The sequence below is a fragment of the Clostridium sp. CM037 genome, from assembly GCF_055081095.1.
This window is the reverse complement of sequence record NZ_CM143650.1, coordinates 1,524,798-1,549,971: the sequence shown is the minus strand read 5'-3', so window position 1 is coordinate 1,549,971 and position 25,174 is coordinate 1,524,798. Positions and strand designations below refer to the sequence as shown.

Genomic DNA, 25,174 nt, shown 5'->3' with positions numbered 1-25,174 from the left:
TAGCAATTACTTCTATTTCAACTATTGCATCCTTAAGAAACTTTCCTACCTGAACGCAATCTCTAGCCGCTAACTTTGTGCTAATAATATATTTTCCCATTTTTTCTTCCCCTCATAATTATATAGTATTGGTAAGTTAAATCATCTCCTTGGTGGATGAAATCTTCTTTGAAGATGATTAATGCATTAATTTATGATCTTTACCTAAGAAAACTATTATATCGAATTTTTCATCACTGGAGGATAAAAATTCAATATTGTCTATTTTAAAATCTTTTTCTAAATCATTTTTCATGTCTTTATTACTATTATATACTAAAATTTTAGTTTTACTAGTAGCCTTACCATTTCCTGTTACCGCTTTATTATAGCCGTTTTCTACAAGATATGTTGAAAAGTCACTAGCGAGTCCTGGTGTTTTAGTCCCATTAATCACCTTTATTTTAAGCTTTGACTTATCAATATTCTGTACCTGGCTGCCCTCTAATTTTGAAATAATCTCTTTATTTTGTGCTTTATTATATACTACATATGATACACCATGTACGCTCTTTAAATCGCCCTTAATTGTATCCATGGAGAGCTTATCACTACCAATGGTTGCAAATATGTATCCATATTTAAGTATATCATTAGCATCCATATTAGTTTCTACAGAACTTTTTATTGCTGATAAAATACTTGGAATCTTAATTACTGTAATAGGACTTTTTACTTTCTTCATAACTTTAGAAATAAACATATGCTGATTTTCTATTCTTCCTAAGTCACCATTTTCAAAACCACTACCATCGGAATTTTTTCTCCACCTAAAAAATTCCTCAGCTTTTTTACCATCCAAATGAACGTTCGTTCCCTTTTCAAAATAAATGCTTAAATCTTGATCAGGATCTTTATAATCCATTTTCCTTGTTATGTCAATATTTACTCCACCAATAGCATCAATTAGTTTATCAAATCCTTTATAGTCAATTTTGCCATAGTAGTCAATTTGAACACCTAATAACTTTTGTACAGCAGCAACTGCATAATCCACGCCACCAATAGCATGGGCAGCATTAATTTTTTGATTTTTACCATTTATTGTGACTAAAGTATCTCTGGGGATAGAAACCAAATTAACTTTTTTATCATTTGCATTATAATGTGCTAATATCATTGTGTCTGTCCTCTTTGGGTCGTCAGCATTTGTAGCACCTGGAGTACCCACATCTACGCCCATAACCAGTATATTGAAAGATTTTCCACCTTTCTTAATCTTTTCTATGTCTTCCTTATTTAATTCCGATGCTAATCCTTTTTTGGATAAATCTAATGCACTATTATTAAAGCTATTTAAGTAGAAATAAAGATAACCGAAAATTAACACAAGCACTGTCACCACAAAAGTACTGATAACAATTGCAAATCTTTTATAATTTACTATTTTTCTCTTTTTTTTATTATCACTCATACTCTCACCTACTATATTTACTTAATAAATAATTTCTTGCTTCTATTGTATCCGTATGCAATAATCCCTTTTGACCTATAACATATTTTATAGTATTGTCAAAAGATTTTATTACTGCTGCATCTAAATCAATATTACTTAAGCTTCTTAGTTCTTCTACTCCATCAAATTTTCTTAATGGCTCAATATAATCTGCAATATAAATTATTTTCTCTAAAAGGCTCATGCTTTTTCTACCAGTAGTGTGATAACGAATAGCATTTAAAATATCCTCGTCGTAAATCCCCATTACTTCTCTAGCTAGTATACTTCCAACTAATCCGTGTAAAATTGGTGGGTTCTTTAGGTATATTTCATCTAATTGTATTTCATGTTCTATAGCCAGTTTTATAAGCTCCTCATCAGTCTTATTCTTAACACAATCATGTATTAAGCCTGCAATTCGTGCTTTTTCTACATTTTCTCCATAAATAACTGCTAGCGTTACTGCAGTTTCACTAACGTTTAAACTATGTCTTAATCTACTTTCTTTTAAACTTAATTTCAAATAATGGAGCATTTCTTTCTCATTCCACATTTAAATCCCCCTATTTATATAACTGAAGATTATCAATAATTACCTCTACACCCTTAGGAAGAAGATAATCAACATTTCTACCTTTTTTTATACCACCTCTAATGTTCGTTGAAGATATGTCTATAATTGGCATATTAAGAAAAATCACTTTACCATTGAACTTTTGTTCTACATGATTTTTCTGCTTTAACAGTTCTTCCACTGTAAATCCTGCTCTACCATAAACCACCAACTTACAACTATTGAGTATCCTATCTACATTTTTCCAATTATCTAAATCCATTAGGCTGTCTCCACCAATTAAAAAATACCACTCTATATTAGTTTGAGATTCACTAAAAAGTTCAAGTGTTTCATAAGTATAGCTATTCTCTTTTTTACTAATTTCATAATCGCTTATTTCAAAGTGGCTTTCGTGCTCTATTGCCTTTTTAACTAAATCATATCTAATTTGAGCATCTGTAATTTTTTTATTAATTTTATTCGGTGGATTCCCTGCTGGCATAAATAAAATCTTGTCTAAATGTAAATTGTATAATGCTTCGTAGGCAATATGAACATGCCCTATGTGAATTGGATCAAAGGTTCCTCCAAAAATAGCCTTTTTCACTGTAACACCTTCTTTATATTATAATAAGGTACCTTCTGTAAAATAATAACACATTTTCTAATTTATATAAAGGAAAAAGCATGTAAAATTACATGCTTTTATGGTAATTCAATTTTAGGCTTTTTTAATGACCTTTTGTACAATACGCATTTACTACCAATACTTTGTATTCCTTCAGCATTTATAGCCGTGCAAATTATATCTGAAGCTTCTCTAGCAGTTATTCCACTATTATTTAAAATTTTAATTTTAACAAGCTCTCTAGATTCTAATATGTCTTCTATCTGTTTTAAAAAATTTTCTTCTATTCCAGCTTTTCCAACCTGAAATACAGGTTGTAATGGATTTGCAAGAGTTCTTAAATAACTTCTTTGTTTACTTGTAATCATAATATCCTCCTAGTTACATTCTTATAAGATAAGAATTATCGCTCATTATCTTTTATAATAAGAATTCAAATTCAAACTTTTGTAGTCTTACTAAATCACCGTCTTGAATTCCTTTTGCAACTAATGCGTCAAATACTCCCTTATTCTTTAACACTTTGTGGAAATATTTAAGAGAATCCGGTTCATTTATATTAACAGCACTTAACAATCTTTCAACAAAACTTCCTTCAACAACAAAAGTTCCTTCTTCATCAACCTCAACAGTGTAGGTGAATCTCTTTTCTTCTATTATGAATTTATCTTCATCATTTATTATTAGTTCCGTAACTGGGATAGTAGTTAACATTCTAGCTGCTTCTTTCATAAGTGCATCCACACCTTGATTTGTAGCTGCAGATATTTTAAATATCTTACTATCATCATATCCCAGTTCATTTAATTTCTTTTTAAAGTTTTCAAATACTTCATCATCAAACAGCAAATCACTCTTATTAGCGGCTATTATCTGAGGTCTATCCCATAACTTAACGCTATATTTTCTAAGTTCTTCATTTATTTTCACAAAGTCTTCTACAGCATCTCTACCTTCAATTCCTGAAATGTCAACCACATGAATAAGCATTCTAGTTCTTTCAATATGTCTTAAAAAACCTATTCCAAGACCTACTCCTTCAGCTGCGCCTTCAATTATTCCTGGTATATCTGCAATAACAAAATTCTGTGCACCCTTAACACTTACTACTCCTAAATTCGGTTTTAAAGTTGTAAAGTGATAATTAGCAATCTTAGGTCTTGCTTTTGATACTACTGAAAGCAATGTTGACTTGCCTACATTTGGAAAGCCTAATAATCCAACATCAGCTAAGCTCTTAAGTTCAAGCTTAATCCATCTTTCTTCTCCTGGCATTCCTGGTTCAGCAAAGTTTGGCGCTTGCCTTGTAGGTGTACAAAATTTAACATTACCTTTTCCGCCTTGTCCAGCTTTGCAAACTCTATAACTATCACCATCGTGAGCTAAATCATACATTATTTTTTCTGTTTCCATGTCACGCACAATAGTCCCCATTGGAACTTTAACATACAGATCCTCTCCAGCTTTTCCATAACACTTAGAGCCAGAACCATTTACTCCATTTTTTGCTACGAATTTTCTTGCATATGAGAAATCTAATAGGGTAGTCATACTAGGATCAACTACTAATATTACGTCTCCACCGTCTCCACCGTCTCCACCATCTGGTCCACCCAGTGGTATATATTTCTCTGTTCTAAACGAAACGGCTCCACTGCCACCATTTCCTGATTTAACAAAAATCCTGGCTGTATCAATAAACATATATTTCACCTTACCTTAGCTCATTTTCTATTTTGTTTAATTTTAATCTATTAGCCCAGCGCCGCAGGTGATAACATCACTTATGGTACTGAATATTAATCTATAAGCTATATTATTATCAAAAACACATTTATAAATTCTTAAATCATTTATTTCTGTTTCTATTTGTTGCCATTCATCCATCCAACTCATTTCGTCAGACATAGCTTCATTATTAGTAATCAGTAAACTTTCACCTAATTCATCTTCGAATATATATATATATACAAATTTCTGATTAGTAACTTCTAGTTCCATAAATATAGTGTTAAGTAAATCGCCTTTTTTATTATATCCAATTTCAAAAATTTTACTTTTAAAATTGCTAATTTCGATGTTTATTTCTACTTTTACTTCATTTTGCCATAGTTTTTTAATATTATTCTCAAGGCATAGTGAAAATCCATTATCTTGTAATCTATAAATTTCACTGATAATTTCATTTTCCTTGGATAACCTATCTATGTATTTCAAAGCATCTTTCGGTCGCCTCGTTTGCAAATATCCAGATATAACTTGCAGATCATTCATAAAATCATGTCTTTGTTTTCTAATTAAGTTTATAAAACTTTCTAAATCACTCATTACTATCCTCCAAAAGAGAATTTTAAAAAAGCACCCTTTAAGGGTGCCTTAAATTATTCAGCAATACACGTTTCTACATCAACAGGATAAACACTTGCTTTTTTCTTCATTTTGCCCATTCTTTCGAATTTTACAACTCCATCAATTTTAGCAAAAAGAGTGTCATCTCCACCTATTCCAACATTGTTTCCTGGATGAATTTTTGTTCCTCTTTGTCTTACTAAAATATTGCCTGAAAGAACAAATTGTCCATCTGCACGTTTAGTCCCAAGTCTCTTAGATTCACTATCTCTACCGTTTCTTGAGCTACCTACTCCTTTTTTATGAGCAAATAACTGAAGGTTCATAACTAACATTGTACTACACCTCCTCTGTTTCTACTTTTATATATTCACCATAAGTAATTTCTATACTTTTAAGTCCAAGTATCATTGTTTCAAGTAAAACTTGACATCTTTCGATATCTTTTAGGGTTTGATCTTTTAAATCTAAATTCAAAAATCCATCCTCTATATCATACTTCACCTTAATTTTTAGAACTTTCTCAATCCCAATAACTGTAGTTTGAGAAATTGCTGAAATAGCAGCACAAATTAAATCTACATCTAATTCTGCTTCTTTAGGCTGAGCATGACCTTTTATTTTAAAAGAAACTATTTTACCTTTTCTTCGAACAAATTCAACTTTAACCATAACTAAGCTTCTATCTTCTCGATTTGAATTTTAGTATATGCTTGTCTGTGTCCTTGTTTCTTTCTGTAATCTAACTTTCTCTTAAATTTGAAAACTATAATTTTCTTAGCTTTTCCTTGTGCTAATACTTTAGCAACAACTTTAGCTCCTTCTACTACAGGTTTTCCAACTATTAAGCCTTCTTCCTTGCCTACTGCAAGAATTTCATTTAATTCAATGGTTGTTTCAACTTCAGCATCCAATTTTTCAACGAATAAAACGTCTCCTTCTTGAACTCTATATTGCTTTCCACCAGTAACTAAAACTGCGTACATAAAATACACCTCCTTGATCCAGTCTCGCCATCCCAGGTACATACCTTTATGTAAAATAAGCAAGTATGTTTATAACCTTACGTGTGCGGTCTACAAATGACATTCTAACATATATCCAAATGTTTGTAAAGTGTATTTACCCATATATCTTCTGTGTTTGCAAATTTCTTATTTGATTTGCGAAAATTAGCGATTCTACTTTGAATTTTTCTAAATGTGGAATAAAATTCACATAAATTTTATTATCTAACGCTCCTATTTGACGTGCAAATTCTAAAACATCCTCCATAATATCCTTTTTGTAAATTTCGTCAATTTCAATATATATATCTTTAATGCCCTGTTCCTTATGTATCTTGAAAATTTCATTTTTAATTAAAAACTGAATATAGGCTAGCTTAACCCTGCTACTCTTCCCACCGCAATGCTTGCAAGGTTCCTCAATAAACTCGTATATAGACTTTCCGCGCCTCCTTCTTGCAATTTGAACCAAATTTAGCTCAGTAAATGGATAAACTACAGTCTTGTTTTTATCATCCGCAAATCCTGCTTCTAAAACGTCTAATATAATTTTTCTCACTTCTAAATCCTCAATATCAATAAAATCTATTATAATGATTCCACTTAGATTTCGAAGTCTAATTTGTCTTGCAATTTCTGTCGCCGCCTCAATATTGGTGCTTTGTGCAGTTTTTCGAAGTGATCGACTCTTTGTATTCTTCCCAGAATTAATATCAATTACATACATTGCCTCAGTTTTATCAATTACAATATTTCCTCCACATTTTAGTGGAATCCTATGATTGCGAAGACTGAGTATTTCTTTTTCTATTCCGTAATAATCCAGTAACATTCTGTTTTCACTATGAAATTCAACTTTTACATTGATGTCCGATCGTTTTTCTGTAAATTTCTTCGTATACTGAAAATCACTTTCATTATTCAATACTATTTTAAAAGTGTTTTTATCTAAAATATCACGTAGAGTTCTGTTTAAAGCTCCAGCATCACTAAATAGCAAAATAGGATTTCTTGAATACTTCGCTCTGTTTATAACGGCCTTATATATTTCATATAATTCACGAACTTCATCATTTAGGGTATCAATATCTACATCAAAGGCATTAGTCCTAATCATTACCCCTATATCCTCTGGCTTGTTAAGTTGATTTGCCACCATGGTTTCAAAAGTTCTATTATTTATTTTTTTAGAAAAGCTTATGTCTTTATTCATATTTACAAGCACGCAGTAAATACCTGCAATGCCGAAAGCACTAGTAACTTTAGCTCCCTTTTTATCGATCTCTTCTTTTAAGACTTCAACTATAATCTCATCGCCTTTTTTTATCTTGGTATTCTTAAACTTTTCATCAAGATACATATAGCAGTCTTTGCCCTTCCCAATATCTATAAAAGCACATTTAATTGCTGGAACAATATTTTTTACGACTCCCTGATATATTTCTCCTGGAATAGGGCCACTATCCTCTTCTTCTATGAAGCATTCCTTTAATTTGTTATTTTCCTTTATAGCTATTCTTAAAAATTCTTCTTGCCTTTCAATATATATTTCTTTCACTTTAATCCACTCCTATTTTACTAATTTTTGAAAAGCTCGCTAAGAGTGACTAATTTATCATCTTTATATGCATACATTTCTTCCCGCTCTATATCAACAAAAGCTTCTTTATTAATAGACTCTATATTTTCCTTCAAATAGTCTGCTAATAACCGAGCTGATAAATTAGCACGACTTCCACAAGCAATAAGTGCTGAAATACAAATTACTGAGCTATCTACTTCATATTCAAATTTATGCACTAATGGTTTTATATTAATCATTTTTTCTCCGCTTTTACTCATCTTAACGATGTTCCATTCGCCTGCACTACAAATACTCTGCAATGTTTTTAGTGCATCCTCTCCACCCGTGCATTTTAGTTTAATTGTATATTTAGCAGCATCAATAATCGCCATAGCTTGAGCTTTCTTTTTTCCCTCAACTGGAATAACTTTTACCACATCTAAAATTTCAATTCCACGTGGCGTATTTTCATTCATTTTATCCATAATATATTTTTCTTCTAACTCGCTGTTTAACACTACATCCATGTACTCCCCCTCAGAATGTACCCCTACAGACAATGGTTGTGCAATAGATACCGCCATGTGAGGATTAAAGCCTTTTGAATATTCTATTGGAAGAACTGACCTTTTAATAATTTTTTGGAGGGTTCTCATTAAATCTAAATGAGCAACAAATTTAATTTCACTGCCTTTAGTATACTTAATTAAATAACGCACCGTTGAAACACGTCCCTTCTTTAAAATTAACATTAACGCCGCATTCCGTGCAGCCTAACATGCAATTTTGAGTTAATTCTACTTTTTTTGCTTTTTCATTTTCCAGTATTAGATACTCTTTATTAACACCAATATCTATAAAATCCCAAGGAAGTATTTCATCATAACTTCTTTCGCGATAAGCATAAAATTCTCCTAAAACGCCACATTCATCCATTGCTTCTTTCCATATTTCAAAATTAAAATACTCAGACCAACCATCAAATTTTGCACCCTTTTCAAATGCCTTAATTATAACATCACAAATTCTTCTGTCTCCTCTAGCAATTACCGCTTCTAGAAACGAAACTACAGATTCATGATAATTATAAATAACCGCCTTGCTTGTTATAGCATACTTAACTGCTTTTATTTTTTCAACTACCGCGTCCATTGTTGCTTGCGGCGCCCATTGGAATGGAGTAAATGGTTTTGGTACAAATATAGCGGAACTTGAAGTAACCCTTAATCCTCTTTTTCGTGTTTCCTTAGGGATTTTAAAGTATTCTGCTACAACTTTATCCGAAAGCTCTGCAATGCCTCGTACATCATCCATAGTTTCATAAGGAAGCCCAACCATGAAATAAAGCTTTATAGTTGACCACCCTGAAGCAAAAACGCTACTGGCAGCTTCTAATATTTGTTCCTCTGTAACTCCCTTATTTATAATGTCGCGCATTCTTTGGGTTCCAGCTTCTGGTGCAAAAGTTATACCAGTTTTTTTAACCTTTTGTATTTCCTTAATTAAATCTACAGAGAAAGAATTTATCCTAATTGAAGGCAGAGATACACTCACGTGGTCTTCCTTATGTTTTTCAATTAGCGTCGTTATAAGGTTTCGTATATCTGAATAATCACATATACTTAAAGAACTTAAAGATATTTCTCTATACCCTGTGCTCTTTAATAATTTATCTGCAGCATCGATAATGTTAGCTGTACTCTTTTCTCTAACTGGTCTATATATCATGCCCGCTTGGCAAAATCTACATCCATTAGTGCATCCCCTAAATGTCTCGAGTATTACCCTATCATGTACTATTTCAGTATACGGAACTACGATTTTATCTGGAAAAGCAACTTCATTAAGATCTGTTACGAATCTTTTCTTAACGATTTTAGGAACATCATCATATTTAGGCTTAAATTCCTTGATAGTGTTATCTTCATTATAGGACACCTCATATAATGAAGGCACATATATTCCTCTTATCTTAGATATTTCTCTTAGGAATTCTTTTTTGCGACCTTTGTACTTTTTGTAAATATCTAACACATCATTCATTATTTCTTCGCCTTCGCCAATCTCAAAGAAATCCACTATATCGTGCAGTGGTTCAGGATTATAAGCACATGGGCCCCCAGCCATAACTATAGGTTCATCTTCACCTCTCTCTGAAGCTCTTATAGTAATACCCGACATATCTAACATGTTGAGTATATTAGTGTAGCTCATCTCATATTGCAGAGTAAACCCTAAAATATCAAATTCCTTTAAAGAATCTTTGCTCTCAAGAGCATACAAAGAAATATTATTTTCTCTCATTTGTTTTTCCATATCTGGCCAAGGAGCAAACGCTCTTTCGCAATAAGTGTCGCTTCTTTCGTTTAATACATGATAAAGTATTCTACTACCTAAATGTGACATTCCCACTTCATACACATCAGGAAAGCAAAAAGCAAATCTTATATCAATTTTTTCTAAATCTTTATAACAACAATTAAGTTCTCCACCTATGTATCTAGCAGGCTTTTCGACCTTAAATAAGATATCATCTGAAATTTTATTCATAGAAATCACTCCTCGTTTTTTCTCTAGGCTAGATAATAGTTATCCTTTGTATCTGCCATAGACACATTACATTATTTTATTCTAACACATGAGCGTTAAATCTCAAAATGAAAAATATCTTAAAGTAAAACACCCAACCTTTAATATGCTTTGTTTTACTTTAAGATATCTTATTATACATTATTTTTTAATTTTTTAATGTCAATGTACTCACTTAGGCTTATATTACCATAGGCTTTTATTGCCTCAATTATTTCTTCTTCATACAACGTATCTAGCAATGTCATATTTTCATCTAGTATTGTAAACAAATTGTACTTATTCTTATCAATTATTCCTAGTACCGATAATAAATTTTTTTCACAAAAAACAGATATACTTTTATTCTCTACATATCCTCTCTTTATAAATCTATGTTTCTTCCTAATAATATAACCCATAATCAAATATACTATCCTTTCCTTTTCTTTAATCGAAGATATTAAAATAAATATAGAAATTAAGCCTAAATTAAAGTTGCTTTTATTTGCTGCTACACTTACAAAATATATAAACATGAAAATACTTCCAAGAATCATACTAACCATAATAGAAATTTCATTTGCCCTTCTATATATAGTCTTAATATTAAGGATATCCCTAAGCACCCTTCCTCCGTCCAGTGGAAAGGCTGGTATAAGATTAAAAATGCCTAAAGCTAAATTGCTTTTATAAATTAAATGCAAATAAGGTCTATTGAATAATATAAATAAAATATAAAAAATAACTGCTAATAATAAGTTTAATAAGGGACCCGATAAAGAAATTATTAAATCCTCTTTAGCACTTGCTTCATCTAAATCTTTCACCTTAAGTACGGCTCCTATAGGAAGAATTTCGATATCAAAGCCTGAAAATCCTAAAATTCTAGCAGTTAAATAATGCATCATCTCATGGATGAATACAAAAGCAAAAGCTACTACTAACTCTCCTTTAAATCCTAATATTATTAACAAAATAATATACGGTATAAATAACTTACTTATTCTTATCAATTAATCCCCCAAAGCAATTGCTGAACTGTCATTAAATCATCTCCTGCGGAGCTGCAATATTAACGACTTCAGAAGGAGATCTATATTCCCACTAAAGTTTCTTTTTTGCTATAGTATGGACCTCCTACTTATAGAAGCGGCCGGCTTCCCTTCTGAACTGTCATTAAATCATCAAAAATTAATATCTTTACTATTTATTCCATCCCCACTTGAAATTTTGCTTTTAACCTTCTCTATGAAATTCACTGTAACAGCTTCTACATCTTTAAATTTAACGCCCTTCGCTTTATCTATTAATGTACCATAATCATACTCTTTGTTTATTGCTTGCTTAGAATAATTATAAACATATTGAGTTTTAGGTGTAACTACTACTTTTAAGCATAATACAAAAATAAACAATACTAGTACACCAATCAATTCCCTGGTTAATCTTTTTATATAAAAATTAGGCATTCCACTTTGTTTGTTATTTTCACTATGAAAACTATTTGCGCTTCTATGCCTTTTTGCCAAATTATTATAATAGCTTTGATACTGCGTATTATAATTACCCATTTTATCCCCCTCTAACAATCTTTTACTATTTATATATATTTAATTTCTACCATTTATATTACATATTATAAGAAAAAAGTATATATTATATCATCTTAAACAAAATAAGCACTGCAAACTATGCAGTGCTTACTCGGTTATGTTGTTCTATTTACGATTTTTTAAACTTCTCATTAAAACTTCCGCTGTACCTAAATTTGTGGCAAGTGGAACACAATGTACATCACATAATCTAAGAAGTGCTGAAATATCTGGTTCATGCGGTTGAGGCGTTAGTGGATCACTTAAAAAAATTATCATATCCAATTCTTCTTGTGCAAGCTTTGCACCTATTTGCTGGTCACCGCCAAGTGGTCCTGATAAAAACCTAGTAACATCAAGTCCCACTTGTTCACTTATTAATTTTCCTGTTGTCCCTGTTCCGTATAAATCATGTTTTTCTAAAACATCCTTGTACCTTGTTGCAAAGTCAATCATATCAGCCTTTTTTTTATCATGGGCTACTAGTGCTATTCTCATATCTATTCCCCCTCATACCTTATTTGAATATTATCAAAAATTTATTTTTTTCCTTCTCATACCTACATTGAGCACTAATCCTAATGATATAAAAGTTGCTAAAAGCGAGCTCCCACCATAACTCATAAATGGTAGAGTTATTCCTGTAATAGGCATAAGTCCCATTGTCATTCCCATATTTTGCATTATTGAAAATAATAAATTCGAAATAAATCCCACACACAACACAGTGCCAAAAATATCTTTCGATTCTTTTGCAATTTTTACTAACCTGCATATAAGTAGTCCATATAATAATAATAATACTAATGCACCAATAAGTCCCCATTCTTCTGCTAAGACGGCAAAAATAAAATCCGTCTGATTTTCTGGAACAGAGCTAAACTGCACTCCTTTTCCAAAACCTCGTCCTAGTATTCCTCCCGAGCCTATAGCGAGTGTTGCTTGAATAAGCTGATGACCATACGTTTGTGCAAATTTCTCAGGATTCAAGAATGAAGTGAGTCTTCCTTTCCAATAAGTTTGGATTAGTGACGAATTCCATAAACCTACGATTAACAGTACAATTGAAGTTATTCCTCCAATTATCACTTTGTAATTTAGTCCTATACAATAAAATATCCCTAGTACTATAAAAAAGCTTACCATAGTCATTCCCATATCCGGTTGAATAACAATTAAGATTGTTGGCACTGCTGCATAAAATATTAACTTGAACAAATTTTTAGGATCGTTAATTTTCCCGTCCATTTCATCTAATTTCTTAGCCAGCATTATTATCATGCCAATCTTAGCAAATTCTGACGGTTGCAGGGTGCCTATGCCTATATTTACCCAAGATCTTGCACCATTTACAACAGTTCCAAAAACATCACCATATATTAACAATGCAACGCCTGCCCAATATATTATAACGGCATAATTTTCTATTAACATATAATCAAAGGCCACAAGAACATACATAACAGCAATACTTACTATCAACCATATAATTTGCATTTTAACTAACTTAGTTCCATAATTCTTCACTGTAGCACTATAAATATTTATGCATCCAAAAATCACAATAGAAATTGCTACTATAATCACACTATAATCCAATTCTCTTAACAGTTTTTTATTAAGTCTTAGGTTTTGTAAAATTTTCATGGTTTAACCTACCTCCATCTCAAATATGATTATATCATATTAATAAAAAAAAGCTATGCATAAGTTGTTAATTATACAAAGCCTTTGCTAACTTATCTCTTTATTTTTTTAATAGGTATATTTGCAATTAGTGCTGGTGAATTTCCTTCATATTCTTCCGTTGTTGTTAATCTAACCTCAATTTCCCCCGTTTCTATTTCGGCGTATTTTGAAATTACCTTTAGTATGTCGGCCTTAATCATTTCTAGAAAATTAGGTGAAAAGTCCGCTCTATCATGTATTAAAATCAACTTTAATCTATCACTTGCAATATCCTTTGAAAAAATTTTATTAGAAAACATTTTAAATAAATTCATTAATGCCCTACCCCCTATATCCCTTTAAATATTCTTTTTAGAGAAGCAAAGAATCCTGTCCCACTACATGATGATCCATCTAGTGAAGCATATGATACTTCCTCTCCCATTATTCGCCTTGCTATGTTTTTAAAAGCTAGACCCGCCAAAGACTTTTCATCAAGAACGATTGGTTCCCCTTTGTTTGTTGAAATAGTAACCTTCCTATCATCTGGAACGACGCCTATTAATTTAATGGCCAAACATTCTATAATATCATCTACAGATAACATATCCCCATTTTTTGTCATTTCATAGTTCATTCTGTTTATTATAACCTCATGTCTATCTATACCCTTAGAATCTAATTTTCCTATTACCCTATCTGCATCCCTAACTGAAGTGAGTTCAGGATTAACCACTATAATAGCTCTATCAGCTCCTACTATAGCATTTTCAAAACCTTGCTCAATACCTGCAGGACAGTCTATAATAACGTAATCAAAGTTTTCTTTTAACTCCTTTACTACTAAAAGCATATCCTTTATATCAATGTCATTCTTGTCTCTTGTTTGAGCTGTTGGTAACAAATATAAATTGTTAAACCTTTTATCTTTTATTAGGGCTTGCTTTAACCTGCATTTTTTTTCAATAACATCTACTAATGTAAATACTACTCTATTCTCAAGTCCCATTAAAACATCTAGGTTTCGAAGCCCTGTATCTCCATCAATAACTACTACTTTTTTGTCCATAGATGCAATAGCTGTTCCAATATTTGCTGTGGTAGTTGTCTTACCTACCCCACCCTTACCCGAAGTTATAACTATAGATTCTCCCATGTGCATTACCTCCATTATATATATTTATTTGCTAAATACGGTTCTACAATGATATTGCCATTTTTAATTTTTGCCACCTCCGGATATAGAGGCTTTACTTCATCCTCAGGGGACCTCGTTACTATGCTTCCTATCTGAAGTATTTGAGGTTGCAACTTAACTGCCGCAATTATAGCTTTTTCATTACCATTAGTACCCGCATGTACAACCCCTCTTAAAGTACCAATAACAATTATATTTCCTGCTGCATATATTTCAGCTCCTGGGTTAACATCACCAACTATAACTACATTACCAGGATAATTTATACTTTGTCCGCTTCTTATAGTTTTCCTCAAAAACTTAGTTTTCCCCTCATAAATTCCGGTAAACACTTTTCCTACGGAATCTTCTTGCTCCTGAAAAATACAATCACTAATTAAAAATTCATCAAATAATATTTCCTTTAATTTTATACTTTCCCTTTCATTTATGTATTTAAGTTCAGTAGTAATTTTCAAAGTGCTACCTTTGTAAAATTTCCTCCCTTGTGATAGCTTATCAATTAAAGAGTCTAGCATGTCATCAAAATCACTGAAATGATTCATATTTATAACTACATTTAATCCCTCTTTATTTCCCTTAATGATTATTTTATCTGTAACCATAATTTTAACCTCCTAGTTCTCATCTGGTGTACGTAACTTTTAAATAAATAATCGTTTTGCTCCATAATTGAACTTAAGCTATTATTTCAACATATTAACAGTAAATTCCTGCTTAATTTCAATATAAATATATTTTTTTATTTTTTCTCTATTCTTTTACAATTAAATAAACTCTAACAAACAAATTTGTCAGAGTTTATTTAAAGTTCTAATTTCCTTATAATTTAAATTTTTTTACTAATCGTGACCATTCCCATTTGTAGTACCATTTAAATCTATATTACTAGTTTCCTTATCTGGATCAACCATAAATTTATATTTAGGATCTTTTTTAAGTAATTCTGCTTTAAAATATTGCTCATAAACTGCTTTTGCAACTGGAGTCACATAACCACCATGACCTCCATCGAAAACCACTGCGCAAACAGCTATTTCAGGTTTGTCATAGGGAGCAAAACCAATATAATATCCGAAGGAAGTCCTTCCGAGAGCTGTTTGAGTAACCTCATTAAAAGTAGCGGAACCTGTCTTCCCTCCATTTTGTATAGGGAAATCTTTAAATACGTTATATGCTGTACCTTGAGGATCACTAGTAACTTCTAACATACCCTCTTTAATTATATTAGTTGTATTCTCACTTATCCCAGTTTTTTCTAGAACTACAGGCTTAGTTTGCTTAATTACATTCCCATCCGCATCTAAAGTTTTATCAACCAAATGCAGTTCATATCTATTTCCTCCATTTACCAAGGTAGATACATAATTTGCCAACTGAAGCGGTGTAAAAGAATCAAACCCCTGACCTATAGCTGCATAGTATGCATTAGCTGCAGTATTAATTTCAGTATTACAATCACTTATTTCTGAATTTATAGTTTCAGACATTGCTTTGATATCTTTATCTGTATAATTATTACTTTTTAATGCTGAGGAACCTTCAATGAGCTCCTTTACCATATTTGAATTAATAGAATCTATCTTGTCTTTTTTCATTTTTTCCTTAATTATAGCAAGATACTTACGTTTGTTTTCATTTGCTTTTTTTATTTCATCTATTTCTTTAGTAGTGCCACTTTCAGCTTTTGGTTCAATATCAAGAGGTTTAAATTTTACTCCTCCATTATTTATTCCGCTTTGTAAAAGTTTCACTAGATTACTTATATGAATATTAGCTAATATTTCTTTACTAGATTCATAATTATATACCTGTCCAAAGCTTTCTGGAATCTCTATACCAGTAGCGCGCTTTTTATTACTATTCGGATCTATGCCAAGACCAAATTTCCATGCATATTTTGCTAGTAAGTCTAATCCAGCTTTGTTTTCACCAGCCTTTTCAAAAAGTTTATCAGCCACATCATAAAAGTAAAAATTACAAGATTCTCTCATTGCCTTTTGAATATTTACCATTCCATGCCCATAACCATGCTCGTTATATACCCAACATGCAGCTGTAACGCTTTCATAACGGTGATTGTATGGTCCATTATCATTTACTTGACTATCCTTGGTTATAACGCCTTCTTCTAGCCCAGCAACAGCTGTCACTGGTTTAAACGTGGAACCAGGTTGTATTAGAGATTTAGTTGCATAATTGAAAGTTGCTTTGGGGAAAATATCATTATTATCCTTCCTAATTGTAGTATTCCCTTTTATACTTTTATCTATCGGGAACATATAATCAAGTACTATTTTCTCTCTTTCTTCTTTGGATTTTGACATATCACTGTCGGTTAGTACCCCTTTAATATCTGCAAGCCCTCTTTTTTTAATATAATCTAGTCCTATTTTCTCTGTGACTGGGCCTAGCAACTCATCATATTGAGCACTAGTTAACCCCTCTGCAAACATATTAGGATCATACCCAGGTCTACTTACCAGTGCTAATATCTTGCCCGTCTTAACTTCAATTACCACCGCCGCGCCTCTGGTTGCATTTGTTGTATCAACACTTTGAGATATGTCCTTCCCTTTTTTTTGTAGATCGAGCATCACAGCATCTAAAGATTTCTCTGCAGCATATTGCATATTTTTATCTATATTAAGCTGCACTGTTTGCCCAGGATAAGTTGCAATCTCACCTAACGTATTAACTTTACGTCCTTGTTTGTTAACTATTATACTTTCTTGTCCTTTAGTTCCCTTTAAAACATCTTCAAAAGCTGATTCAATTCCTGAAGTACCTATAGAATCCGTACTTATATCATAACCTTTTTCTTCATACTTAGATGAATCCCAAGGATTTATCTTAGAAATATAACCTAGGAAAGCTGAACCTAGATCCTTATTAGGATAGACTCTAACAGGCTGAGTCATAACACTAATACCAGGAATTTCAGGTTGCATTTGTTCAAAAATAAACGCAACGTCCTTAGATAAATCGTTAGCGATAACTACTGGTTTAGATCCGGAAACACTCTGAATTTTTATATTGTCCTTAACTACCATATACCGTCTGAGCTCTTCTTTGCTTTTAGAATCCTTGATTTCGTCCAGCTTATAATCCACTATTAGTTGATTATACACTTCTTCTGGCGTAATCTTTAAAAGCTCTTCATCAACTTTTTTAAGTTGATCAGCAGTTAAATCATCTTTATTTTTACCCTTATAAAGTTTTTTAATAGCTGCCTCATCAAACCCTCTATCTTTTTTAAATCTAAGTTCCATCCACTCTTGTGACGTTTTATCTGAGGTCTTAAATACAAAGCTATACTCTACATCTTTTTTATCCTCACTAGTATTTACTTTAAGTGCAAACTCATCTACCTGAGTTTGCTTGTTATCATCAAGAATTTTAAATACCTTATCAATAGTTGGCAAGAATTTTTCTTCACTCTCTTTTATTTTAGTAAATGTCACTATATAACTTTGCTTGCTTGTAGCGAGTTTCGCACCATTTCTATCAATTATCTCACCTCTTGGTGCTACTTTAGATATTATCTTATGATTTTGTTGATTTGCAGTTTCCATATACACCCGGCCATTGATTACCTGTATATTCACTAATTTGAAAATAATAACTGAGAAAATCAAAATCATAATTACAATTAAAGCATTAAATCTAGAAAATTTATTATTATTTTTATTTTTCTTTCTCACTTTTGCACCAACCTTTTTAAAATCATATAAATGTACTGCATCAAAATTTCCACTCTTTCTTCATATATTCTTTTTGTGAAAGTTTATATACGAATTTATACATAAAAATAGAAACTATTAGATTATATATTCCATGATATAATACTACCCCCATATGTGTATATTGCTTTATCAAAAACAATATAGAAAATACTATTAACCCTTTTACTAAACTTAACACAAAAGTTGAAACTATTGGCAAAAATGGTTTTTCAACAAATATATTTTTACCTATGTTTGCAGCTATAGCACACATAAGCATATTACTTAACATATTGATTCCAAATCCATTTAAGAAATAGATGTCCTGCAGTGCGCCAGTAAAAACTCCAATTATTACTGCGTCTTTTGGCGAACTAACAATCGAATAACACAGTGCAAAAGTAAATATTAAACTTGGATATGTACCGTTTATTTTGAGTAAAGGCATCAACGTATTATCTAATATTAGGAATAGAATACATAACCATACTACTGTTAATATTCTCTTCATACTACAACTCCTAATATATTATTTCACCATCTTTTATATGTTTTGGTACCACAATAAAAACTTCTTCGATTTTTGAAAAGTCAACATATGGCTCGATTATAGCACTTTTCATTACTTCACCTTTATCCTCATGAACACTTAACACCTTTCCTATTCTAATTTCAGATGGATATCTGCGACCCAGGCCAGATGTTACTATTATATCGTCTTTTTTTATACTCGAATCTACAGATAGATAGTGTATTTCGGCTAGTAATTTATTGTTCTCATCTTTATATCCTTTAACCATACCATTATTATCTCTTGTACTTTGAACAAGACCTGCCACTGAAATATTTTCATTAGATAAACATTGAACGGTAGCCAAGTCATCACCAACAGATGTAACCTGACCTACGAGCCCGTCTCCAGTCATGGCTATCATTCCTTTTTTTATGCCTTTATTTGTACCTTTATTTATTATAAAGCCATCTGAAAAACCATTTCCACTTAATCCTATTATTTCAGCACCTACATAGTTGTATTCATCTCTTTGATTTGAAAAATTAAAAAATTTTCTTAACCTCTCATTCTCTTTTATTGCAGTATCATATTCTAATGCTTTAACTTGTAACTCACTATTAGTTTTTAGAAGTTTTTCATTTTGCGCTTTAACATTTGAAAAGTTTGTTATAAATTTAAAAGAACCCTTTATTTTATGAAACCCACCATAAAATATACCCTGCACTGAATTTATCGTTACACCCACACCATTCTCCACGAAAGATATTTTTTCTCGATTTGCACTATATCCTATTAAAGATAAAAATGTAACTGACAGTATTATAATAACTACTGCCAGTTTATTTTTTAAAAATCCCATATTTATCTTCTTTTACTCATGACGTCTATATTAACGAGAGCTTTTCCTGCTCCTATGGCAACACAATCAAGTGGATTTTCAGCTATGTGTACAGGCATATGCGTTTCGTGATTTATAAGTGTATCTATTCCTTTTAATAACGCTCCGCCTCCAGTTAACATAATTCCTTTTTCCATAATATCTGACGCAAGCTCTGGTGGGGTTTTTTCAAGGGTTGTTATTATTGCCTCAATTATTGCTTGAACTGGCTCACTAAGTGCTTCTCTTACTTCCTTTTGCGTTACTTCTATCACTTTTGGTAATCCAGTTATCAAATCTCTTCCTGTTATTTCCATACTCATATCATCATCTTCTAGCTCATATACTGATCCAAGCTCCGTTTTAATATTTTCCGCAGTTCTCTCACCTATCATAAGGCTGTACTGTTTTTTAACAAAGGCTATTATTGATTGATCTAACTTGTCCCCTGCCACTCTTAGAGACTTGCTTGTTACAATTCCACCTAATGAAATTATTGCCACTTCCGTAGTTCCGCCCCCAATATCCACTATCATACTTCCGGTTGGTTCATTTACAGGAAGTCCAGCTCCAATTGCTGCAGCCATCGGTTCTTCCATTAAATATGCTTCTCTTGCACCTGCTCTTTTAGTTGCTTCCTCAATTGCTCTCTTTTCAACCTCAGTTACACCAGACGGAAATCCAACTACAATTCTTGGACTTGTAAGACCTTTTGAACTAATTTTATTTATAAAGTGTTTAAGCATTTTTTCAGTAATCTCAAAATCTGCAATTACTCCATCCTGCATAGGTCTAATGGCAACAATGTTACCTGGTGTTCTACCTATCATCTGTTTAGCTTCTTCACCAACGGCTAATACCTTATTAGTATTTACATTTATAGCTACAACAGAAGGTTCTCTTAGTACAATTCCTTTCCCCTTCAAGTAAATTAATGTATTTGCTGTTCCTAAATCTATTCCCATATCTCGAGTTGTTCCAAATATTCCCATTGTAATTTCTCCCTTCGTATCTAAAGTATTCCTTTTTCTTTTAAACTCGTATAAGTTCCATTCCCAATAATTATATGATCAAGCACTTCTATCCCTAGTAATTTACCACATTCTTGAAGTCTTATAGTAATGTTTACATCTTCCTTGCTAGGAGTTGGATCTCCAGACGGATGATTGTGACAAATAACCACGGAAGCACTACATCTTTTAATAGCTTCGTAAAACACTTCTCTTGGATGAACTATCGAAGTGTTTAAATTACCAATTGAGATATCCTTTATACTTATAATGACATTCTTTGTGTTTAGCATAACTAATTTAAGATATTCTTTTTTTAAATATCTCATTTCCTCCATAAGATATTCTGCAACATCTTTTGGGGAAGTAATTTTGTACTCTTCTCCTGATTTAAAACTTCTAAATCTTTTTGAAATTTCTGTAAGTGCTAAAAGTTGTGTTGCTTTAGCATTTCCAACACCCTTTAAATTCATAAATTCTTCTGCACTTGAACTTAGAAGTCCATTTAGTCCGCCACACTCAGAAATTATTCTATCACAAAGACTTATAATATTTTCATTTTTTGATCCTATTCTAAGTATTATAGCTAATAGCTCATTGTTGGATAAAGTTTCAGCACCGTATCTTAACAATTTTTCCCTTGGCCTTTCATTTTGAGGCAAATCCATGATTTTGCACGTCATACCCATAAACAACTCCTTTATAGATTGACCCCCATCTCCCTTAACATAAAATATAATTTATTTACTGGTAGCCCCACCACACTATAGTAACAGCCCTTTATTTCTTCAACAAATAGAGATGCTGCTCCTTGTATTCCATAAGCTCCAGCCTTATCAAGTGACTCGCCCTTTTCTATGTAATTGTTTATTTCTATTGAAGACAATTTTGAAAATTTTACTTCCGTACAAACATACTCAGTACTAATCTCTTGAGTTTCGGTGTTTATTACTGCAATTCCTGTATATACCTCATGTGTATTATCACTTAAATCACTAATCATTTGAAAAGCTTGCTTGTTATTTTTAGGTTTACCAAGCACTTTGCCTTTGAAATAAACAATAGTATCACACCCTATTATAACAGCTGGTTTTTTAACGCTACTACAAACAGCTACAGCCTTTCCTTTTGCTAAGGTCATAACGTAGTCTCCACAATTCCCAGAAAATAATACGTCACTCTCTTCAAAGTCACTTACTATTACCTTGAAATTGCTAGTTATTTTTTTTAAAAGTTCCACCCTACGCAAAGATGCAGAAGCTAGAATAATATCCACTACATCACTCCTAATATTTTCTATATAATATTATTGCCAAAACAATGCCTATAATAGACATTATATTAATATTAAAATTTATACCGAAAGTTACTGCTAATACTTTAAAATCTATAAGCATAGGAGTATTCATTCCTATGGTGTATGTACTCTTTAAAAATTTGAGTGCGCTTACGTTATCTCCTAATAGTTCACCTATAAAACTTCCAGAAATAGCTCCAATCAGTATAAAAAAAATAAAATACGGATTTCTTCCTTCTGCACTTTTCAAATCGTACCCCCCACTTTACTTATATCCTATACATTTTAACATTTAATAAATTCATACACAAGTGTATAAATTTAATATTCAAAAAAAGTTTATAATTGTAATTTATTAAGTTGCAAAAATATCCACTAGCATTTAGATAAAAAAATACAAATAGATTCAAATAATCTATTTGTATTTTTAATGATTTAATTCCACATCATTCTACTTCTTTAATATTTTCTTTATATATTTATAGATGTAGATATACCCCTCCTCTGTTTTTTCCTTTTTTAATTCCGCTGGCATTGCAGTTAAATATGATTTCATTTCAGTCATGGTACTATAATTTTTACTTTTTTCTTCCGCACCCTTTAAAGAACCTATCCATTTTTTTAATTCTACAGTTTTAATTGATTTAGTATCCTTTTCTGAAAGTTTATTTAATATTTTAAGATCAGCACTTATCATTTCATTGGTTTGTGCACTTGTTGAATCCTTTCCACTCAATTGAAAATTAATTTTAGTATACATTATTTTTTTTGCATCAAGTTGTTTAATAATATTACCAATCCTATCTTTAGGATAAACACCAACCAAAACTTTATATAATTTATCTTCTTCAAGGATAAATGGTGTACTAAACTCCATTAAACTTTTTTTCAGAATTAAAGCATTTTCCTTCGCGCTAAAAACGCCACATTGTATTGCTACATAATCTTTAATATTAGTTTGAGGAATCACTTTAGAAACATCTACGCTCTCTTTGTTCACTTTACTATCTTGATTTACTTTACTGTCTTTTACTATATCCGTTTTAGTAGTTTTATCACCTGTACCCGTTTTTACGTTATTATTAGGTATTAGCTTGGACAACATTGTGCCCAAGGCAATGGCTGCTATCAAAGTTAATGTAATTACAATCATAAAATTATTATTTTTCCTAGGCGTCTTATAATTATATCTAGTATATCTCATTTTATCATCCCCTAATTTAATAAATCTTTAAACATCTTTTAAAAAATAACTAGTAACTTGTAGTCTATTTTTTTAGATGCCTTATTTAAAATACTATTATTTTAAAATTGATTTTAGAATAAAAAAAAATATATATATTAAATTGTTTTTTTTAGAATTATTATATCCTTGTCTTCGCTATTTATCTTAAAAAAATTGCTTGTTACCCTACTTTCTTCAAAGTTATTGCGTTTCCAAAATTCCACCATTGCATTATTATTAGATGAAACAAAAGTATAGAAATGACACATTCCATAATTTTCATGTAAATGCTTTGAAAACTCATTAATAATTATGTTTGATATATCAGCATCATATAGTCTAATTTCTATTAAATAACACATAATCCATACTTCATTTGGATTTTTAAATTCTATTCTACCTTTTATAATACCTATAAGTTCACTACCATGTAACACTTTAAGAAAGTATTCCCCTTCACTCACATAACACTCTAAATATCTTTCATAAAATTCCTTAATATCATAATTTAACCTTGCCTCTATATTAAAAGCTTGCTGTTTATTAGTCCAATTTTTAATTTTTAAAATATCCTCTTTTTCTACATTCATAATGCTAACATCATCAAATTTAATATCTATATTAAACATAATTACACCTCTTCAATTTACTACTGTTTAACATTTTATGCCTCTTTAATAATTAAATTCTACGTTACTTTTAAATCCCCTTCAAAAAAAATTATATTAGCACTTCTATATTTTTATTTTTTTGTCAAATCATTACAAATCAAATAACCCTATAAGTTTTTATAGGGTTCTAGATGAATTTTGTTTTTCTTTATGTTAAATGATTACTATTTTTTATTCATCTCTGTACATAAGTGTTACTCTAACGATTCTTCTAACTATTTCTTTTGCTTCTAAATATGGTATCCCACACCTATTTAACCTCCTAAATATGGCAGGGTTATACCTCTCAATTCTTCTTACAATGGACTCAACATCATTGTATTGGGGATTAGGTCTATCAAATGGGGATCTATCTTGATAATTATCCAATTGTCTTAAATCTTCATCCCCCTGCTCAAAACCTTTCATAGATACATCTCCATACGTCATACCCATTGGATTGGACCCATTCATGAACATGTCTTCATTAAATTGGTTCATTCCCATAATCGAATTGATCCCCATATTTGGATTTACATCCTGCATATCTCCCATTTGCATTCCCATGTTTGGGTTCATACCCACATTTGGGTTCATGCCCATATTCGGCATCATATTCATTTGCCCATATCCATACATCATAGGTTCTAGTGGAACCATTTCATATTCTTCCTTCATGTCTATATCTTCAATATTTCTGTCCTCTAGTTTCATAACCGCCCTCCCTATTTATAACTTAATACATTAACAATTTATGCTAGAGGCCGTGTTTTGATACTAATTTTATGACAATATGCAAAAAAAAAATAAAGAGGATGTAATTACACCCTCTTTATAGCGCTCACTTTTTATAGCGCCTCTACTTTAATCCTCTTACAGGCTTTCTCATGTTACTATCACCATTTATAGTAACTGGATTATTTTCTTTATTTTTGAGTGGTTTCTCCTGTTTTTCATTAGAATTATTGTTTTTGTTTTTCATAAATAACACCTCTTTCAGATGTTAGTTTTTCCATATTTCTTAAAAAAATTCACTTTTCATAGGTTTTTATCTTACCAATTAAATCATCACCCGCGGTACTGCAATATTAACAACTTCTGAAGGAAAGTCGTTAAAAAAAAGAGGTATTTCTACCTCTTTTTTAAAGTAATATAATTTTTTGGTGCGACAGACGGGACTTGAACCCGTATGGTCTCCCACACGTCCCTTAAACGTGCGCGTCTGCCATTCCGCCACTATCGCAAATTTTGTTTATTTAATATAAA

The 25,174-nt window shown here is 31.4% G+C and carries 30 protein-coding genes and 1 tRNA gene; all 31 read right to left on the bottom strand.

Annotated features, from left to right (window positions below; translation table 11 throughout):
- Positions 1 to 178: 178 nt before the first annotated feature.
- The 31 genes from ACWJKP_RS07380 to ACWJKP_RS07230 all read right to left on the bottom strand — a co-directional run bounded on the left by ACWJKP_RS07380 (position 179) and on the right by ACWJKP_RS07230 (position 25,151).
- Positions 179 to 1,453: an LCP family protein gene (locus ACWJKP_RS07380; RefSeq protein WP_165412897.1), complete on the bottom strand. Its 1,275-nt coding sequence runs from the start codon at positions 1,451 to 1,453 to the stop codon at positions 179 to 181.
- A 4-nt stretch (positions 1,454 to 1,457) separates the two neighbouring features.
- Positions 1,458 to 2,030, bottom strand: a complete 573-nt coding sequence (yqeK, locus tag ACWJKP_RS07375) for a bis(5'-nucleosyl)-tetraphosphatase (symmetrical) YqeK (protein WP_165412896.1) — start codon at positions 2,028 to 2,030, stop codon at positions 1,458 to 1,460.
- Positions 2,031 to 2,040: 10 nt separating this feature from the next.
- Entirely contained in the window at positions 2,041 to 2,640 is a 600-nt protein-coding gene (gene nadD, locus ACWJKP_RS07370; RefSeq protein WP_165412895.1) for a nicotinate-nucleotide adenylyltransferase, read from the bottom strand.
- 98 nt (positions 2,641 to 2,738) lie between these two features.
- Positions 2,739 to 3,029, bottom strand: a complete 291-nt coding sequence (locus tag ACWJKP_RS07365) for a YhbY family RNA-binding protein (RefSeq protein WP_165412894.1) — start codon at positions 3,027 to 3,029, stop codon at positions 2,739 to 2,741.
- Between the two features lie 52 nt (positions 3,030 to 3,081).
- A complete protein-coding gene (obgE, locus tag ACWJKP_RS07360) occupies positions 3,082 to 4,365 on the bottom strand; it encodes a GTPase ObgE (RefSeq protein ID WP_165412893.1) in 1,284 nt (427 codons plus the stop codon).
- 42 nt (positions 4,366 to 4,407) lie between these two features.
- Complete coding sequence (locus ACWJKP_RS07355) at positions 4,408 to 4,989, bottom strand: Spo0B domain-containing protein (RefSeq protein WP_165412892.1); 582 nt, start codon at positions 4,987 to 4,989, stop codon at positions 4,408 to 4,410.
- Positions 4,990 to 5,042: 53 nt separating this feature from the next.
- Positions 5,043 to 5,345 (bottom strand): 50S ribosomal protein L27, encoded by a 303-nt coding sequence (rpmA, locus tag ACWJKP_RS07350; protein WP_165412891.1) that lies wholly within the window; start codon positions 5,343 to 5,345, stop codon positions 5,043 to 5,045.
- Between the two features lie 4 nt (positions 5,346 to 5,349).
- Positions 5,350 to 5,682 (bottom strand): ribosomal-processing cysteine protease Prp, encoded by a 333-nt coding sequence (locus ACWJKP_RS07345; RefSeq protein WP_165412890.1) that lies wholly within the window; start codon positions 5,680 to 5,682, stop codon positions 5,350 to 5,352.
- Positions 5,683 to 5,684: 2 nt separating this feature from the next.
- Positions 5,685 to 5,996, bottom strand: a complete 312-nt coding sequence (gene rplU / locus ACWJKP_RS07340; RefSeq protein ID WP_165412889.1) for a 50S ribosomal protein L21 — start codon at positions 5,994 to 5,996, stop codon at positions 5,685 to 5,687.
- Positions 5,997 to 6,132: 136 nt separating this feature from the next.
- Complete coding sequence (locus ACWJKP_RS07335; RefSeq protein ID WP_165412888.1) at positions 6,133 to 7,575, bottom strand: Rne/Rng family ribonuclease; 1,443 nt, start codon at positions 7,573 to 7,575, stop codon at positions 6,133 to 6,135.
- A gap of 20 nt (positions 7,576 to 7,595) precedes the next feature.
- Positions 7,596 to 8,333: a TIGR03936 family radical SAM-associated protein gene (locus tag ACWJKP_RS07330; protein ID WP_187351421.1), complete on the bottom strand. Its 738-nt coding sequence runs from the start codon at positions 8,331 to 8,333 to the stop codon at positions 7,596 to 7,598.
- Positions 8,284 to 10,131, bottom strand: a complete 1,848-nt coding sequence (locus tag ACWJKP_RS07325; RefSeq protein WP_165412886.1) for a TIGR03960 family B12-binding radical SAM protein — start codon at positions 10,129 to 10,131, stop codon at positions 8,284 to 8,286. Before ACWJKP_RS07325 ends, ACWJKP_RS07330 begins: the two co-directional genes overlap by 50 nt.
- Before the next feature lie 173 nt (positions 10,132 to 10,304).
- Positions 10,305 to 11,165, bottom strand: coding sequence for a M50 family metallopeptidase (locus tag ACWJKP_RS07320; RefSeq protein ID WP_165412885.1), 861 nt, complete (start codon positions 11,163 to 11,165; stop codon positions 10,305 to 10,307).
- 171 nt (positions 11,166 to 11,336) lie between these two features.
- Positions 11,337 to 11,723: a hypothetical protein gene (locus ACWJKP_RS07315; RefSeq protein WP_165412884.1), complete on the bottom strand. Its 387-nt coding sequence runs from the start codon at positions 11,721 to 11,723 to the stop codon at positions 11,337 to 11,339.
- A gap of 147 nt (positions 11,724 to 11,870) precedes the next feature.
- Positions 11,871 to 12,242, bottom strand: a complete 372-nt coding sequence (locus ACWJKP_RS07310) for a methylglyoxal synthase (RefSeq protein WP_216301771.1) — start codon at positions 12,240 to 12,242, stop codon at positions 11,871 to 11,873.
- A 33-nt stretch (positions 12,243 to 12,275) separates the two neighbouring features.
- The gene (gene rodA / locus ACWJKP_RS07305) at positions 12,276 to 13,385 is read right to left on the bottom strand and encodes a rod shape-determining protein RodA (protein ID WP_411955897.1); all 1,110 of its coding nucleotides are present in this window, start codon (positions 13,383 to 13,385) and stop codon (positions 12,276 to 12,278) included.
- Between the two features lie 98 nt (positions 13,386 to 13,483).
- Positions 13,484 to 13,747, bottom strand: coding sequence for a cell division topological specificity factor MinE (minE, locus tag ACWJKP_RS07300; RefSeq protein ID WP_165412881.1), 264 nt, complete (start codon positions 13,745 to 13,747; stop codon positions 13,484 to 13,486).
- Between the two features lie 14 nt (positions 13,748 to 13,761).
- Positions 13,762 to 14,568 carry a septum site-determining protein MinD gene (minD, locus tag ACWJKP_RS07295; RefSeq protein WP_165412880.1) on the bottom strand — a complete coding sequence of 269 codons (807 nt, stop codon included), beginning with the start codon at positions 14,566 to 14,568 and terminating at the stop codon, positions 13,762 to 13,764.
- A 14-nt stretch (positions 14,569 to 14,582) separates the two neighbouring features.
- Positions 14,583 to 15,215 carry a septum site-determining protein MinC gene (minC, locus tag ACWJKP_RS07290; protein WP_165412879.1) on the bottom strand — a complete coding sequence of 211 codons (633 nt, stop codon included), beginning with the start codon at positions 15,213 to 15,215 and terminating at the stop codon, positions 14,583 to 14,585.
- A gap of 237 nt (positions 15,216 to 15,452) precedes the next feature.
- Positions 15,453 to 18,314 (bottom strand): penicillin-binding transpeptidase domain-containing protein, encoded by a 2,862-nt coding sequence (locus ACWJKP_RS07285; RefSeq protein WP_165412878.1) that lies wholly within the window; start codon positions 18,312 to 18,314, stop codon positions 15,453 to 15,455.
- 40 nt (positions 18,315 to 18,354) lie between these two features.
- The gene (mreD, locus tag ACWJKP_RS07280; RefSeq protein ID WP_165412877.1) at positions 18,355 to 18,846 is read right to left on the bottom strand and encodes a rod shape-determining protein MreD; all 492 of its coding nucleotides are present in this window, start codon (positions 18,844 to 18,846) and stop codon (positions 18,355 to 18,357) included.
- A 10-nt stretch (positions 18,847 to 18,856) separates the two neighbouring features.
- Positions 18,857 to 19,708, bottom strand: coding sequence for a rod shape-determining protein MreC (mreC, locus tag ACWJKP_RS07275; RefSeq protein WP_165412876.1), 852 nt, complete (start codon positions 19,706 to 19,708; stop codon positions 18,857 to 18,859).
- Between the two features lie 2 nt (positions 19,709 to 19,710).
- Positions 19,711 to 20,718, bottom strand: coding sequence for a rod shape-determining protein (locus ACWJKP_RS07270; protein WP_165412875.1), 1,008 nt, complete (start codon positions 20,716 to 20,718; stop codon positions 19,711 to 19,713).
- Between the two features lie 20 nt (positions 20,719 to 20,738).
- Positions 20,739 to 21,425, bottom strand: coding sequence for a RadC family protein (gene radC, locus ACWJKP_RS07265; RefSeq protein WP_165412874.1), 687 nt, complete (start codon positions 21,423 to 21,425; stop codon positions 20,739 to 20,741).
- Positions 21,426 to 21,436: 11 nt separating this feature from the next.
- Positions 21,437 to 22,012, bottom strand: a complete 576-nt coding sequence (locus tag ACWJKP_RS07260) for a Maf-like protein (protein ID WP_165412873.1) — start codon at positions 22,010 to 22,012, stop codon at positions 21,437 to 21,439.
- A gap of 10 nt (positions 22,013 to 22,022) precedes the next feature.
- On the bottom strand, positions 22,023 to 22,283 hold the full coding sequence (locus tag ACWJKP_RS07255) for a DUF4321 domain-containing protein (RefSeq protein ID WP_165412872.1): 261 nt from the start codon (positions 22,281 to 22,283) through the stop codon (positions 22,023 to 22,025).
- Between the two features lie 201 nt (positions 22,284 to 22,484).
- Positions 22,485 to 23,237: an SPOR domain-containing protein gene (locus tag ACWJKP_RS07250; protein WP_165412871.1), complete on the bottom strand. Its 753-nt coding sequence runs from the start codon at positions 23,235 to 23,237 to the stop codon at positions 22,485 to 22,487.
- Positions 23,238 to 23,374: 137 nt separating this feature from the next.
- The gene (locus ACWJKP_RS07245) at positions 23,375 to 23,887 is read right to left on the bottom strand and encodes a GNAT family N-acetyltransferase (RefSeq protein ID WP_165412870.1); all 513 of its coding nucleotides are present in this window, start codon (positions 23,885 to 23,887) and stop codon (positions 23,375 to 23,377) included.
- A 213-nt stretch (positions 23,888 to 24,100) separates the two neighbouring features.
- Positions 24,101 to 24,622 (bottom strand): hypothetical protein, encoded by a 522-nt coding sequence (locus tag ACWJKP_RS07240; protein ID WP_165412869.1) that lies wholly within the window; start codon positions 24,620 to 24,622, stop codon positions 24,101 to 24,103.
- A gap of 145 nt (positions 24,623 to 24,767) precedes the next feature.
- On the bottom strand, positions 24,768 to 24,890 hold the full coding sequence (locus ACWJKP_RS07235; protein WP_258280648.1) for a hypothetical protein: 123 nt from the start codon (positions 24,888 to 24,890) through the stop codon (positions 24,768 to 24,770).
- Positions 24,891 to 25,069: 179 nt separating this feature from the next.
- A tRNA-Leu gene (locus tag ACWJKP_RS07230) sits at positions 25,070 to 25,151 on the bottom strand.
- Positions 25,152 to 25,174: the final 23 nt, after the last annotated feature.

Coding starts and splice junctions, on each gene's coding strand:
- mreD (WP_165412877.1), bottom strand. CDS start 18,846: ATGAAGAGAATATTAACAGTAGTATGGTTATGTATTCTATTCCTAATA.
- ACWJKP_RS07250 (WP_165412871.1), bottom strand. CDS start 23,237: ATGAGATATACTAGATATAATTATAAGACGCCTAGGAAAAATAATAAT.
- obgE (WP_165412893.1), bottom strand. CDS start 4,365: ATGTTTATTGATACAGCCAGGATTTTTGTTAAATCAGGAAATGGTGGC.
- mreC (WP_165412876.1), bottom strand. CDS start 19,708: ATGGGATTTTTAAAAAATAAACTGGCAGTAGTTATTATAATACTGTCA.
- rplU (WP_165412889.1), bottom strand. CDS start 5,996: ATGTACGCAGTTTTAGTTACTGGTGGAAAGCAATATAGAGTTCAAGAA.
- minC (WP_165412879.1), bottom strand. CDS start 15,215: ATGGTTACAGATAAAATAATCATTAAGGGAAATAAAGAGGGATTAAAT.
- ACWJKP_RS07355 (WP_165412892.1), bottom strand. CDS start 4,989: ATGAGTGATTTAGAAAGTTTTATAAACTTAATTAGAAAACAAAGACAT.
- radC (WP_165412874.1), bottom strand. CDS start 21,425: ATGGGTATGACGTGCAAAATCATGGATTTGCCTCAAAATGAAAGGCCA.
- ACWJKP_RS07365 (WP_165412894.1), bottom strand. CDS start 3,029: ATGATTACAAGTAAACAAAGAAGTTATTTAAGAACTCTTGCAAATCCA.
- ACWJKP_RS07235 (WP_258280648.1), bottom strand. CDS start 24,890: ATGAAAAACAAAAACAATAATTCTAATGAAAAACAGGAGAAACCACTC.
- ACWJKP_RS07240 (WP_165412869.1), bottom strand. CDS start 24,622: ATGAAACTAGAGGACAGAAATATTGAAGATATAGACATGAAGGAAGAA.
- ACWJKP_RS07245 (WP_165412870.1), bottom strand. CDS start 23,887: ATGTTTAATATAGATATTAAATTTGATGATGTTAGCATTATGAATGTA.
- ACWJKP_RS07315 (WP_165412884.1), bottom strand. CDS start 11,723: ATGGGTAATTATAATACGCAGTATCAAAGCTATTATAATAATTTGGCA.
- ACWJKP_RS07310 (WP_216301771.1), bottom strand. CDS start 12,242: ATGAGAATAGCACTAGTAGCCCATGATAAAAAAAAGGCTGATATGATT.
- minE (WP_165412881.1), bottom strand. CDS start 13,747: ATGAATTTATTTAAAATGTTTTCTAATAAAATTTTTTCAAAGGATATT.
- ACWJKP_RS07325 (WP_165412886.1), bottom strand. CDS start 10,131: ATGAATAAAATTTCAGATGATATCTTATTTAAGGTCGAAAAGCCTGCT.
- ACWJKP_RS07345 (WP_165412890.1), bottom strand. CDS start 5,682: ATGGTTAAAGTTGAATTTGTTCGAAGAAAAGGTAAAATAGTTTCTTTT.
- rpmA (WP_165412891.1), bottom strand. CDS start 5,345: ATGTTAGTTATGAACCTTCAGTTATTTGCTCATAAAAAAGGAGTAGGT.
- yqeK (WP_165412896.1), bottom strand. CDS start 2,030: ATGTGGAATGAGAAAGAAATGCTCCATTATTTGAAATTAAGTTTAAAA.
- minD (WP_165412880.1), bottom strand. CDS start 14,568: ATGGGAGAATCTATAGTTATAACTTCGGGTAAGGGTGGGGTAGGTAAG.
- ACWJKP_RS07270 (WP_165412875.1), bottom strand. CDS start 20,718: ATGGGAATATTTGGAACAACTCGAGATATGGGAATAGATTTAGGAACA.
- ACWJKP_RS07330 (WP_187351421.1), bottom strand. CDS start 8,333: ATGTTAATTTTAAAGAAGGGACGTGTTTCAACGGTGCGTTATTTAATT.
- ACWJKP_RS07380 (WP_165412897.1), bottom strand. CDS start 1,453: ATGAGTGATAATAAAAAAAAGAGAAAAATAGTAAATTATAAAAGATTT.